Source organism: Methylobacterium sp. CM6246, assembly GCF_054818005.1.
Genome location: NZ_JBTXKY010000001.1, coordinates 4131867 through 4144775, shown reverse-complemented (window position 1 = coordinate 4144775; position 12909 = coordinate 4131867). Strand labels below are relative to the sequence as shown.

Annotated in this window: 11 protein-coding genes; 4 read left to right on the top strand and 7 right to left on the bottom strand. The window is 66.0% G+C overall.

Annotated features, from left to right (window positions below; translation table 11 throughout):
• Positions 1 to 105 precede the first annotated feature (105 nt).
• The 4 genes from ACYQPG_RS20150 to ACYQPG_RS20135 are packed head-to-tail and all read left to right on the top strand — an operon-like array spanning position 106 to position 3802.
• Entirely contained in the window at positions 106 to 1119 is a 1014-nt protein-coding gene (locus ACYQPG_RS20150) for an ABC transporter substrate-binding protein (RefSeq protein ID WP_147939804.1), read from the top strand.
• A gap of 10 nt (positions 1120 to 1129) precedes the next feature.
• Positions 1130 to 1990, top strand: coding sequence for an ABC transporter ATP-binding protein (locus ACYQPG_RS20145; protein ID WP_461231582.1), 861 nt, complete (start codon positions 1130 to 1132; stop codon positions 1988 to 1990).
• Position 1991: 1 nt separating this feature from the next.
• Positions 1992 to 2837 carry an ABC transporter permease gene (locus ACYQPG_RS20140; protein WP_147910373.1) on the top strand — a complete coding sequence of 282 codons (846 nt, stop codon included), beginning with the start codon at positions 1992 to 1994 and terminating at the stop codon, positions 2835 to 2837.
• 44 nt (positions 2838 to 2881) lie between these two features.
• Complete coding sequence (locus ACYQPG_RS20135; protein ID WP_147910374.1) at positions 2882 to 3802, top strand: acetamidase/formamidase family protein; 921 nt, start codon at positions 2882 to 2884, stop codon at positions 3800 to 3802.
• Between the two features lie 119 nt (positions 3803 to 3921).
• On the opposite strand, the gene ACYQPG_RS20130 is transcribed toward ACYQPG_RS20135, so the two are convergent.
• The 7 genes from ACYQPG_RS20130 to ACYQPG_RS20100 all read right to left on the bottom strand — a co-directional run bounded on the left by ACYQPG_RS20130 (position 3922) and on the right by ACYQPG_RS20100 (position 12331).
• A complete protein-coding gene (locus ACYQPG_RS20130; protein ID WP_147910375.1) occupies positions 3922 to 4998 on the bottom strand; it encodes a DmpA family aminopeptidase in 1077 nt (358 codons plus the stop codon).
• Positions 4995 to 5891 (bottom strand): glutathione ABC transporter permease GsiD, encoded by an 897-nt coding sequence (gene gsiD / locus ACYQPG_RS20125; RefSeq protein ID WP_147939807.1) that lies wholly within the window; start codon positions 5889 to 5891, stop codon positions 4995 to 4997. The genes ACYQPG_RS20130 and gsiD overlap by 4 nt, the downstream gene beginning before the upstream one ends.
• Before the next feature lie 7 nt (positions 5892 to 5898).
• Positions 5899 to 6819 carry a glutathione ABC transporter permease GsiC gene (gene gsiC, locus ACYQPG_RS20120; RefSeq protein WP_147910377.1) on the bottom strand — a complete coding sequence of 307 codons (921 nt, stop codon included), beginning with the start codon at positions 6817 to 6819 and terminating at the stop codon, positions 5899 to 5901.
• A gap of 108 nt (positions 6820 to 6927) precedes the next feature.
• Complete coding sequence (gene gsiB, locus ACYQPG_RS20115; RefSeq protein ID WP_246692330.1) at positions 6928 to 8475, bottom strand: glutathione ABC transporter substrate-binding protein GsiB; 1548 nt, start codon at positions 8473 to 8475, stop codon at positions 6928 to 6930.
• 33 nt (positions 8476 to 8508) lie between these two features.
• The gene (locus ACYQPG_RS20110; RefSeq protein ID WP_461231581.1) at positions 8509 to 10410 is read right to left on the bottom strand and encodes a dipeptide ABC transporter ATP-binding protein; all 1902 of its coding nucleotides are present in this window, start codon (positions 10408 to 10410) and stop codon (positions 8509 to 8511) included.
• 8 nt (positions 10411 to 10418) lie between these two features.
• The gene (locus ACYQPG_RS20105; protein ID WP_461231580.1) at positions 10419 to 11396 is read right to left on the bottom strand and encodes an isoaspartyl peptidase/L-asparaginase family protein; all 978 of its coding nucleotides are present in this window, start codon (positions 11394 to 11396) and stop codon (positions 10419 to 10421) included.
• Entirely contained in the window at positions 11393 to 12331 is a 939-nt protein-coding gene (locus ACYQPG_RS20100) for a MurR/RpiR family transcriptional regulator (protein ID WP_461231579.1), read from the bottom strand. Before ACYQPG_RS20100 ends, ACYQPG_RS20105 begins: the two co-directional genes overlap by 4 nt.
• Positions 12332 to 12909 lie beyond the last annotated feature (578 nt).

The window sequence follows — 12909 nt, the reverse complement described above, 5'->3', positions numbered from 1 at the left end:
TGCTTCATACAGGGGCCGGCGGCGGCAATCGTACGATCGTGAACCGACGCCATCGCACGTCTGCGGCAATCGGCCGATCGCCTCCTCGCGTCTCGCGGAGTTCGTATGCCTCAATCCTGGTCGCCACTGCTTGGTAGGCGCTCGATCCTGAAAGGTCTGGCCGGCCTAGCGGTCGGTGCGCCGCTGGCGCCGACGGCCGCGCGCGCCGCGGGCCTCAAGACCGTCCGCTTCAGCGAGGCCGTCCACAACCTCGGCTACATCAATCTCTACGTCGGAATGCACGCCGGCATCTTCGAGAAGAACGGCCTCGACATGCAGGTGAGTGCTGCCGGCGGCGACACGCAGACCTTCGCGGCCGTGCTCGGCGGCTCGTCAGATTTCGCCATCGGCGATCCGACGATGGCGGTGATCTCGCGCGAGAACGGCGGTCCCGGGATGGTCGTCGGCACCGTCGTTCAGCGGGCCCACTACTTTGCAGTCTCGAAGACGGTCGAGGCCTTCACCGATCCGAAGGGCTTCAAGGGCAAGCGGATCGCCACATCGCCGGAGCCCAACACAAACTTCAGCGTCACCAAGCGTCTCGTCGAGAGCAACGGGATGAAGCTCGGCGTCGACGCGACGATCGTGCCGGTAAGTCCCGGATCCGAGATCGCCGCCATGCTCGCGGGCGCGGCCGATATCGCGGTCGCCTTCCAGCCCGGCGTGGCGCAGGCCGTGGCACAGGGCGCCAAGATCGTGTTCGATTTCTCGAATTATGTCGGGCCCTTCTGCAACACCGGGATCATGGTCCTACCCACAACCATGCAGAAGGATCCCACGACCGTGCAGGCCCTAGTGACGGCCTTTGAGGAGGCTGGGCGCAGGACCTACAGCGATCCCGACTACGCCAAGAAGGTCGCGCGGCTGGAGTTTCCGGACCTGCCTGAGGATGTAGTGGACGCGGCAATCGACGCCGAGCTGAAGTACAAGATCCCAGCGTCCAGCGTCGTGACGGAGAAGGACGCCTGGGAAAGCCTGATGGACATGCAGAAGTATCTTGGAAATATCAAGGGCACGCTCTCTTTCGATCAGATCGTCGACAATACGTTTGCCGACAAGGCCGCGAAGCGAGCCGGTTGACTGGCGCCCTGTGTCCGAAGGCCTCCTGCACGCCGCGACCAACCCCACGCCTCCTCTCGCCGTCGAGCGCCTCGCCAAGGCGTATCGGACGGGCAGTCACGTCCTGCCCGTCGTCGGCGATCTCACCTTCGCGCTCGCTCGCCGGGAGATCGTCGCGATTGTCGGGCCCTCTGGTTGCGGGAAGACCACGCTCCTCAACGCCGTCTGCGGTCTGACACCGGTGGATGCCGGGCGCATCCTCTGGAACGGCTTGCCCCTCGACCGACGTGGTCGGCCGCCGAGCGGGATCGGCTACATGCTGCAGAAGGATCTCCTGCTGCCCTGGCGCACGGCCCTCGACAACGTGAAGCTCGGGACCGAACTGCGCGGGATGCCCCGCGGGTTAGCGGATGAGCGGGCACGCGCGCTCCTTAACCAGCTCGGTCTGCACGGGTTCGCCGGTGCCTATCCCGCGACCCTATCCGGCGGCATGCGCCAGCGCGTGGCCCTCGCACGCACACTGATCAACGATCCGGACGTCCTGCTGTTCGACGAGCCCTTCGCGGCGCTCGACTTCCAGACGAAGCTGCTGATCGAGGCCGACACGGTGCGGCTCGTGCGCGACGGCGGCAAATCCGTGCTTCTGATCACACATGACATAGAGGAAGCCGTCTCGGTGGCCGACCGCGTCCTCGTGCTGAGCGGGCGGCCGACCACCGTCAAGGCCTCCTACACGATCGACCTCGACTGCGCGCCCGATGACATGATCGGGGCCCGGGAGAGCGTCGGTTTTGGCGATTACGTCCGCCAGATCTGGGCCGATCTCGATATCCCACGCACTACGATCGGCGGCGCAGGTCGTGGGATCAGCCGCGCTGCAGCGAGGTCCTGAAATGTCGGATGCTGTGACCGGACCGGCAACGGAGGCCGGGACGAGCTGGGCTGTCCCATCTGCACCGCTGCGCGACGGCCCACGCCTGCGCTCGGGCGCGCTCGTCCTGCTCGTGCAGATCACACTGCTCGCGGCCCTGTTGGCGGCCTGGGAATGGCAGACGCGCCAAAGCCCGCAATCGTCTTTCCTGTTCGGCTCGCCCTCGGCGATCGGCCGGTTCCTCTGGCAGGGTCTTGCCGACGGCACGCTCTTGCGCGACGCGGGCGTCACCGCCCTCGAAACGGGGCTCGGGTTCCTCATCGGCAACGTCGTGGGCACGCTCGCCGGTCTTTCTCTCTGGTACTCGACCTTCGTCTCGCGGGTCGTCCAGCCCTTCATCGTTGCGGTAGGCTCGATCCCGATCATCGCGCTCGCCCCGATCATCATCATCTGGTTCGGCACGGGGCTCGCCTCGAAGGTCGCGATGTCGACGCTGTCCGTCGTCGTGGTCGCCCTCGTGACCTCCTACAAGGGCGCGCTCGGCGTCGACCCGGACCAGATCAACCTCCTGCGGACTCTCGGTGCACGAAAGCCGCAGATCTTCACCAAGCTCGTCGTGCCGTCGAGCCTCGCCGACATCTTCGCCGGCTTGAAGCTCACTGTCGGCTTCGCGCTGATCGGCGCCATCGTCGGCGAGTTCATGTCGTCGTCCGTGGGGCTGGGCCACGCAATCTTCCAAGCGGGATCCCTCTACGCGATCCCGAAGGTCTTCGCCGCGCTGGTCGGCACGATCGCGCTGGCCCTCGTTCTGACTTTCCTAGTCGGCCGGGCCGAACGGGCGCTCATGCCTTGGCGGGATCATCTCTGACCCACGCCCCCTCGATACCACCGACATCGCCAAAGGAGTTCCATGTGACGCAGCGCATCAGCAAACAAGGAACGATCAAATACGCCCTCTCGGGCGACGAGCCCTTCGTCGCGACGATCGCACCCGGCGAGATCGTCACGGTTGAATGCGTGATCAACATTGGTGACGGGGTCATAAAGGAACTCGGGCAGAACCTGACCGAGGCCGACGTTACCTTCCCGTTCGTGAATGGGGCGACGGGGCCGATCGAAGTCGCGGGCGCGAAGCCGGGCGACATGCTGAAGGTCGAAATCCTCGACATGGAACTGGGCCAACGCGGCTACAGCTCCCTCTGGCCCGGGCACGGCATGTTTCCGGACTGGGTGCGCCGCAAGGAATGGGGCATCCGGACAAAGATCGTCGATGTAAACGACGGTCATGTCATCTGGAATGACCGTCTCCGGCTGCCGGTGAAGCCGATGGCCGGCGTCATCGGCGTCGCGCCCGTCCATGGTGCAGTCCTCACGGTCGACAACGGCACGCATGGCGGCAACCTCGACGTTCAGGAGGTCACTACCGGCAACATGGTGATGCTGCGGGTCGAGAAGGCCGGCGCGCATTTCTTCATCGGCGATTGTCACGCGCTCCAGGGCGACGGCGAAGCGGTTGGGATGGGGGCGATCGAAATCGGTGCGAACGTGACCCTGCGGGTGAGCCTCGTGCCCGCGCCGGCGCGGCTCGGCCACCCGCGGATCGAGACGCCCACGCATATCTGCACGCTCGGCTGCGCCCGTCCGCTTGAGGACGCGATGCGCATCGCGTTCGCCGACATGATCTACTGGCTTGCGGACGAGTGGAACATCCCCGAACCGGAGGGTTACCTTCTGCTCGCACAGATCGCCGAGGCGCGCTGCACGCAGATGGTCAATCCGAAATACACGTACATCTGCAAGGTGCCGAAGGTGATCCTCGCGGCTTTCCAGTGAGTCGAGCCGCAGACCTGCAATCCGGTCAATCGCCGGATCCGATCCTACCGAGCCAAGCAGTTCGGCCTGTAGATGCCGGCGTCGCCCTCGATGTCCGTCGAGATCAGGTCGCACATCAATCAGGCCCCGAGGATGTCGGCCCAGCTGGGCAGAAGTTCGGTCAGCGCGTGTCGCGTGTGGCCGGCTCGACCCGTCACCGTCTCGGCCCGCCACAGGGCATGGATGATCGCCTGCTCGATTCCGTCGGCGGCGGCCTCGAACAACGGATCGAGCTCCGCGTCGTGAAGCAGGACGGGCATGGGCGCTGGGCGTGTGGGATCGTGCGGCACGGTGTAGGCGGTCGTGAAAGCGAGAGCGATGTCGCCGCTACCGTGGCCGAACACCGACCCGGTCCGGGCAAGGCCCGCGCCGGCGCGCCGGGCGACCCGACGCAACTGGCGCGCGTCGAGCGGCGCATCGGTGGCGACGATCATGATGATCGATCCCTTCTCCGGGGTTTCCGCGCCTGCTACCTCGTCCTCTGAAGCGGTCCTGAGGTAGGGCGCAAGCGGCTTGCCGCAGACTCGGATCTGAGACGGCTTGCCGAAGTTCGACAAGACGAGCGTGCCCACAGTGAATCGGCCGCGCGCTGGCGTGCGGATCCGCCGGGAGGCGGTACCGATGCCACCCTTGAACCCGAAACTCGACATCCCGCGCCCGGCACCGACCGACCCTTCCGCCACGGTGGTCCCGGCCGCGCCGACCGCGTCGCGATAATGAGCCGGTTCGACCGCCATGCGCTGGATGTCGTTGAGATGGCCGTCGTTGCACTCGAACACGAGCGGGTTGACGGTTGGCAACCCGCGCCCGATCTCAGGATTGGCAGTGATCGCGATCCGGATCTGGGCGGCCGCCACCGCCGGCACGCTGAAGGTGTTGGTCAGGGCGACGGGCGTCTCCAGCACACCGAGTTCCTCGACCTGCATGAGGCCGACGGACTTGCCGAATCCGTTGAGCACCACGCCGGCCGCCGGGACCCGGTCCCGGTATAGATCGCCACCGTGCGGCAGGACGACCGTCACCCCGGTCTGCACCTCCCCGTCGGCCAGCGTGCAATGGCCGACAGTCACGCCCGCCACATCGGTGATGGCGTCGCGGGCGCCCCGCGGCAGGCGCCCGACCCGCGGCGCCGGGCGAGGAGAGGCGGGCGCCGTCATTGGCGATCGATCTTCGGGTCAAGGGCGTCCCGAAGACCATCCCCGAGGAGGTTGAAGGCGAGCACCGTGAAGAAGATCGCCAGGCTCGGGAACAGGGCTACGTGCGGCGCCGAGACCATGTCGGCCCGGGCTTCGTTCAGCATGGCCCCCCATTCGGGCGTCGGCGGCTGCGCGCCCATCCCGAGGAAGGACAGGCTCGCCGCCGTGATGATCGAGGTGCCCAGCCGCATCGTGAAGTAGACGACGATACCCGAGATCGTACCCGGGAGGATGTGCCGAAGGAGGATTGTCCGGTCGGGAGCACCGATGCTGTGCGCGGCCTCGATATAGGTGGTGTTCTTCAGGACCAAGGTCGTGCCGCGCACGAGCCGCGCGAAGGCCGGAACGCTGAAAACGGACACGGCTACGACGACGTTGACGAGCCCCGAACCGAGTATCGCCACGACGCCGAGGGCGAGTAGGATTCCCGGGAAGGCGAACAGGACGTCTGACATGCGCATGACCAGCCGGTCCCACCAGCCGCCGTAGTAGCCCGCCAGCAGACCGAGAAGCGTACCGACGAAGCCGCCGACGGCGACCGAAAGGAAGCCTGTAGCGAGGGAGATCCGCGCACCCTCGATGATGCGACTAAGGATATCCCGCCCGAGGGGATCGACGCCCAACCAGTGTGCGACCGAGGGGCCCTCGTTGATCCGGTCGTAGTCAAAGTCGTTGACGGCGTCGTAGGGGACGATCCAGGGAGCCAGAACGGCGATCACGACCAAGAGGGCGATGAAGCCGAGCGCAGCGACGGCGACACGCTGGCGCCGGAACTTGCGCAGGAACTCGGACCACGGCGTGCGCACGCCGCTGGGGACGGATGCAATCGCGGCGGGGACGACGGTTTCGATCACGGCCAGCTCAGCTGTAGCGAATGGTCGGGTTGATGAGACCGTAGAGCACGTCCACGACCAGATTGATCAGGATGAACTCCAGGGAGAACAGCAGGACCAAGGCCTGGATCACCGGATAGTCGCGCTGATTTACGGCATCGACGAGCAGACGGCCGATGCCGGGCCAGTTGAACACCGCCTCCACGACGATTGAGCCGCCGAGGAGGAAACCGAACTGCAGGCCCATCATGGTGACGACGGGGATCAGGGCGTTGCGCAGGCAGTGCTTGGCGATGACGCTTCGCTCCTTCAGCCCCTTCGCTCGAGCCGTGCGCACGAAATCCTCGCCGATCACCTCGATGAAGGCGGCGCGCGTGAAGCGAGCCATCACGGCGGCGACGGCGGCGCCGAGGGTCAGCGAAGGCAGGATGTAGTGCCACCACGTCGCCGCACCGACGGTGGGCAGCCACCCGAGCTCCACCGAGAAGATCTGCATCAGGAGGATGCCCAGCGCGAAGGCGGGGAACGAGATGCCGGAGACGGCGAGCGTCATGCCGAACCGGTCGGGCCACTCGTTCCGGTAGACCGCGGAGACGATGCCGATCATGAGGCCGAAGGCGACGGCCCAGGCCATGCTGGTGAGCGTCAGCAGCAGCGTCGGCATGAAGCGCTCGCCGATCTCGACGGCGACCGGGCGGCGAGTGCGGATCGAGACGCCGAAATCGCCCTGCGCGAGGTGGGCGAAATAGCGGACGAACTGCTCGGGCAGCGACCGGTCAAGGCCGAGTTCGGTGCGCACCAGCGCCACCGTCTGGGCGTCGGCATCCTGTCCGGCCGCCAGGCGTGCCGGATCGCCCGGAAGCAGATGGACGAACAGGAACACCAGCACCGCGACGATCAGCAGCGTGGGCAGCAGCCCGAGGAGCCGCTTGAGCAGGAAGGTCAACATAGGCTCGCGCCTGCGATCGAAGGTTTTCGTGAGGAATGCGTGAACGCCTGCAGCGCGAGGCGGTCAGCCTTGAATGCCGCCTCGCGTCGGGTCCGGGGCCGGACGCGTCTAGGGCGTGACGGCGATCTCACCGGAATCGATGTTGCCGTCAGGCATGACGTAGACACCAGAGAGCCGCGCCGAGGTTGCGTAGAGGTTCTGCTCGGTCACGAGGGGCGCCCAGGGCGCATCCTTCATGACGATCTCCTGGGCCTTGGCGTACAGGTCGGTCTTCTCCGCGTCGCTGGTCGAGACCAGGGCCTTGGCCAGGAGAGAGTCGAATTCAGGGTTGCTGTAATAGGCCGTGTTGTTGAGCTTGGGCGGCCAGGCCTCCGTCGCCAGAAGCGGCCGTAGACCCCAGTCGGCCTCACCTGTCGAGGACGACCAACCGGCATAGTACAGACGGACCCGGGCCGTCTTCGGGTCGGGAGCGGTCTGAACCCACTCGGTGCGCTGGCCGGGCTCAAGCGCCTGGGTCTGCACCTTGATGCCGACCTGACCGAGCTGCTGCTGGATGAACTGGATCGCCTTCTGGGCGGTGGTCGTGGTGTAGGCGCTCCAGAGGCTTGCCTCGAAGCCGTTGGGGTAGCCCGCGTCCTTGAGCAGCTGGCGCGCCTTGGCGGGGTCGTAGGGCCACGGATTCATAGCGTGGGCATAGAGCACGCCCTGCGGGACGATGCCCTGCGCGGGGAAGGCGTAGCCGCTGAAGGCGACCTTGGCGAGCGCATCCTTGTTGATGGCGTAGTTGATCGCCTGACGCACCCTCAGGTCGTCAAACGGCTTCTGCAGCACGTTCATGCTGAGGTATCTCTCGATGATCGAGGCGTGCGCCTCGACCCTCAGCTTCTTGTTGGTCTCAAGCATCTTAGCCTGCTCGTAGGGGAGCGGGAAGGCGAAGTCGGCCTCTCCCGTCTGCAGCATGGCCGCGCGGGTGCCGTTCTCCGGGACAGGCTTCCAGGTGACGGTGTCGACCTTCGGGAGCCCGGCCTGCCAGTACGCGGCGAACTTTGCGCCCTTGACGTAATCGGTCTGCTTCCAGTCCACGAAGGTGAAGGGTCCGGTGCCGACCGGGTGGAAGGCGATGTCCTTGCCGTATTTCTTCAAGGCCGTCGGAGAGATGATCGCCGCCGAGGCGTGGGCGAGGGAATTGATGAACGGCCCGAAGGGCTCCTTCAGGGTGATGCGCAGGCTCGCGGGCGAGAGCACCTCGACCATCTTGATGCGGTTGAACTGATTGAAGCGGGCGAGATGGTTCTCCGGATCGAGGACACGGTCGAGATTGGCTTTGACCGCTGCCGCGTCGAACGCCGTGCCGTCGTGGAATTTCACGCCTTCGCGCAGCGTGAACGTGTAGACGAGACCGTCCGGAGACATCTCGTAGTTCTGGGCAAGAACGTTGCGGACCTTGAGGTCCTTATCAAACCCGAAGAGCCCCTCGTAGAACGACTTGGTGACGGCCGTCGTGAGCGTCGTGTTTGTATTGTACGGGTCGAGCGTCTCGGGCTGGCCGCTGATCGCCAGGATCGGATCGCCCGCCGCCGTTGCGGGAGATACCGCTACGGTCAGGAGAGTGGAAGCAAGGAGCATACGCTCGAACACGGTCAGACCTCGGGGCATGGGGGCGATCCTACTGGCGGGATTGAGGCGGGGTCAGGCGGCAAGGCCACCGACCATGTGGCGGGCGACGAAATGGCCGGGACCGACCGCTACGAGGGGCGCCACGGGCGGCTCGTCGCCAAGCGACCGGATCGGGCTCGGGATCTCGTCGGTCATGAGCCGGCCAGCACGCAGGTGGCGGCGTGCTGGGTCGGCGACCGGTACCGCCGCCATCAGCTTGCGGGTGTAGGGATGCTGCGGGTTCTCGAAGATCGCCCGGCGCGGGCCGATCTCGACGATCTGACCGAGATACATGACCGCGACCCGGTGGCTGATCCGTTCGACTACGGCCATGTCGTGGCTGATGAAGAGGTAGGCGAGGCCGAACTCCTGCTGGAGGTCGAGCATCAGGTTGACGATCTGGGCTTGGATCGACACGTCGAGAGCCGACACCGCCTCATCGGCGACGATGACCTTCGGGTTCAGGGCGAGCGCCCGGGCGATGGCGATTCGCTGGCGCTGGCCACCCGAGAACTCGTGCGGGTAGCGCTGGGCTTGGTCGGGGGTGAGGCCAACGCGTTCAAGGAGCCAAGCCACGCGGGCTTCGGCCGCCCGGCGGGTCGCGATCCGGTGAACGAGAAGCGGCTCCATGATCGAGAAACCCACCGTCAGGCGTGGGTCGAGGGACGCGTAGGGGTCCTGAAAGATGAACTGGATATTCCGCCGCAGGCCGCGCAGCTGTCCGGCAGGCAGGTCGCGGACGTTTCCGCCATCGAACTCGATCAGGCCACTCTGGCTCTCGACCAGACGCAGGAGCGAGCGGCCCGTCGTCGACTTGCCGCACCCGGATTCGCCGACCAGAGCGAGAGTCTCTCCGGGATGGAGATCGAAGCTGACCCGCTCGACCGCGCGGACCCGGCGGCGAACGCGGTCGAGTAGGCCGGCGCGAATGTCGAACCGGGTGACGAGGTCGCGCACCCGCAGGATCGGTGCGGCGCCGGGGCGAATGGTGTCGTGGGGCGGCGCCTCGTCCGGCGGGACCATATCCGCCGGAAGCTCGGCTCGCAGCAGATCGAATTTTTTCGGCAGATCGCTTCCTGCCATCGCTCCCAGCCGCGGGACGGCGGCCAGGAGAGCACGGGTATAGCCGTGGCGAGGGTCTGCGAAGAGTGCCGGGGCCGGCCCCTCCTCGACCTTGTCGCCGCGGTACATCACCAGCACGCGGTCGGCGATCTCGGCCACGACGCCCATGTCATGGGTGATGAAGACGACACCCATCTTCATCTCGGCCTGAAGGCTGCGGATAAGTTCGAGGATCTGCGCTTGGATGGTGACGTCGAGGGCGGTGGTCGGCTCGTCGGCGATGAGCAACTGGGGCTTGCAGGCCAGGGCCATGGCGATCATCACGCGTTGGCGCATCCCGCCGGAGAGCTGATGCGGATAGCGCCCGAGCACGTTGCGCGCCTCGGGGATACGCACGAGATCGAGCATGCGCAGCGCCTCGGCCCGGGCAGCTGACGCGCTCTTCCCTTGATGGACGCGAATCGACTCCGCGATCTGATCCCCAGCCGTGAAGACCGGGTTCAGCGAGGTCATCGGTTCCTGGAAGATCATCGCGATCTCGGCGCCGCGGATCGCGCGCATCCGAGCGTTCGAGGCACCCGCCAAGTCGACGATTTCGCCCGAGCGCCGCCGAAACGGCATCCGCCCGGCCGCGATCCGGCCGCCGCCGTGTTCGACGAGACGCATCAAGCTCAGCGAGGTCACGGACTTACCGGAGCCGGACTCGCCGACGATCGCCAAGGTCTCGCCCGCGTCGACATGGAACGATAGGTCGCGGACCGCCTCCACGACGCGTTCGGAGGTGGCGAAGCGGACTGTCAGGCCCTCGACGGCGACGACTTGGCGGTCCGGCAGAACGGAATGGGAAGCGGTCCCGGATGCGGTGGCCAGCATGACGGACCTCAGCGCAAGGGGGGCGATATGTGACGGGAATCACTGAAGATCGCCGTGACCGGCGTCTCGCCCGGATGGACAAGGCCACGATACATGCCCTCAGTATTGAACGGCATCGCGACTTGCCCATGGGCGTCGACCGCGATCAGCCCGCCACGGCCACCGACCGCCGCAAGGGCCTCGTGGACCACCGCACGGGCCGCCGTCTCGAGATCTTGCCCCCCGTAGGCCATGCGCGCGCAGACGTCGTGCGCCGCCGCGATGCGAATGAAAGCCTCGCCCGTGCCGGTGCAGGACACGGCGGCGGTCCGGTCGTCCGCATAGGTCCCCGCGCCGATCAGGGGTGAGTCGCCGACCCGGCCGGGACGCTTGTTGGTCATGCCCCCGGTCGAGGTCATGGCAGCGAGATGGCCGTTCCGGTCGAGCGCAACGGCGCCGATCGTCCCGAACTTGCGCGTCTCGTCGAGCGGGCCGGACGCCACGTCATGGTCGAGGGCGACCTTTCCGGCGGCCTGGGCGCGGTGGAGCTGGTCGCGGCGGGCATCCGTGGAGAAGAAGTCCGGTTCGACCATCTCAAGGCCTCGCCCCTCAGCAAATGCATCGGCACCGCCACCGGCTATGAGGACGTGCTCGCCCCCATCCATCACGGCCCGGGCCGCCCGACCGGGCCGGCGCACCCGCGTGACACTCGCGACGGCGCCCGCGCGCAGCGTGGCGCCGTCCATGACGGCGGCGTCGAGCTCGTGCGTTCCGGCGCTGGTGAAGACGGCGCCGTGGCCCGCGTTGAAGAGCGGACACTCTTCCAAGAGGTCGACGGCGAGGCCCACGACATCGAGGGCGCTGCCACCGCGCGCGAGGCAGTCCGCTCCAGCCGCCAGGATGCCGGCGAGGGCCGCGTGATAGTGTGTCTCGCCAGCATCTGCCTGGCCCTGCGCGATGGTCCCAGCACCACCGTGGATCACGAGAACGGGGCGGCGGTCGCTCATGAGGCAGCTCCGGATTGCGGGGTCTCTGACAGGTCGTCGGCTCCACCCTGGGGCGGCCAAGCGGCATAGTCGCGATCGAGCCAGGGCAGCACCGCTTCCGTGACCCGCGTCGCGGCCGGGACGAGGTCCCCGGCGGCGAACGCGAAGGCGCTTGCCAAGGCCTCCACGAGCGCTGTCAGGCTGGCATCCGAGGCAGCGAAGTAATGGCAGTCGGTCTGCGCGTAGAGCGCCAGGGTGGCGGTCGCGACGAGGGGGGAATGCGGCCCGTCGGTCAGCGCCAGCACCGCGGCCCCGTGCCTCCGGGCGATCTGGGCCAGCCGCACCGTATCGGCGAAGTATCGCGGCGTGGCGAGGACGAGGACGAGGTCATCGGGGGTCAGTCGGCGCAGGGTCCGCGCGGCGAAGCCGGGGCCTTCCAGCGTCGCCAGCAGATGGACGTCCTCGCGGTTGACGTCCAGGTTGCGCGCGAGGATCCCGGCCGGCCAGCTGCTGCTGCCCAAACCTACGACGTACACCCTCCGGGCCTGATGGATCGCCTGGACCGCTTGGGTACACGTCGCGCCGTCGAGCGTCCGCCGGGTCGCTTCGATGTTGCGGATGATGTCGGCGAGGGCCCCGTCGAGGATTTCAGGGACGGTCGCAGGCTGATCCCGGCCGACGCGCAGCTTCTCGACCGGTGCCAGGGCCTTTTCGTAACTGAGGACCAGGGCAGCGCGGAACTTCGCATAGCCCTCGTAGCCGACGGCGCGGGCGAACCGGTTAGCTGTGGCGACGGAGACGCCGACGAGGTCGGCAAGCTCGTTCACCGGCAGGGTAGCCACCTTCAACGGATGATCCAGGACGAATCGTGCGACCTGCCGATGGGCCGCGCTGAGCGCCGGGAAAGCCTTCGCGATGCGGTGTGTTACGGACGCGTCCTCAGATTGTAGGGCCACGGCGTCTCAACCGATCAAAAATTCTCTTCCGTTGCGTTTTTGAGAAATTTTCCGATCATACGCAAGCGGCCGTCTGCCGCTTTTGAGTGCGCCGGATGCACAAATCTTCGCGCTGTCGAGGGCAGGGCGAACGCGCCTGACACTTGAAGACATGACTTTCCAAGTGCCAACCGGATGCCGGTGGGCTGCGTTCAGGTGACCATCGATCGGTCAATCATCGCAATCTGGGGGTATCGGCTCGCACGGATCAGACACTGGGTTCTTAAATATTGAAAGAAAAGAAATTTTCCAGCTAAAATCTTGGTCTACCCCCAAACATCAGTCGACAAAAATATCAGAAACTCATCATAATGCTTATTTAGAGATTGAACGATAAGATATAGACGAATAAACGTTGTGCTATTTTATAATATCAGTATCCGTCGGTGGCGCCGCCCCGACTCATACCCTGACATCCACTGCTATTAATTTCGCTTCAACCGTATCGCGGCAATGAACAACGCTGCGATTGGACAGCCATCGGCGCGCCTCGAAGCGATGGTAGTCTGCGATCGACCACCCAATACGGAAGGACTGAT

What these genes read in the sequence shown, in the direction of transcription:
- gsiB (WP_246692330.1), bottom strand. Translation starts at nt 8,475, where the DNA reads ATGCCCCGAGGTCTGACCGTGTTCGAGCGTATGCTCCTTGCTTCCACT.
- ACYQPG_RS20130 (WP_147910375.1), bottom strand. Translation starts at nt 4,998, where the DNA reads ATGACGGCGCCCGCCTCTCCTCGCCCGGCGCCGCGGGTCGGGCGCCTG.
- ACYQPG_RS20110 (WP_461231581.1), bottom strand. Translation starts at nt 10,410, where the DNA reads ATGCTGGCCACCGCATCCGGGACCGCTTCCCATTCCGTTCTGCCGGAC.
- gsiC (WP_147910377.1), bottom strand. Translation starts at nt 6,819, where the DNA reads ATGTTGACCTTCCTGCTCAAGCGGCTCCTCGGGCTGCTGCCCACGCTG.
- ACYQPG_RS20140 (WP_147910373.1), top strand. Translation starts at nt 1,992, where the DNA reads ATGTCGGATGCTGTGACCGGACCGGCAACGGAGGCCGGGACGAGCTGG.
- ACYQPG_RS20105 (WP_461231580.1), bottom strand. Translation starts at nt 11,396, where the DNA reads ATGAGCGACCGCCGCCCCGTTCTCGTGATCCACGGTGGTGCTGGGACC.
- ACYQPG_RS20150 (WP_147939804.1), top strand. Translation starts at nt 106, where the DNA reads ATGCCTCAATCCTGGTCGCCACTGCTTGGTAGGCGCTCGATCCTGAAA.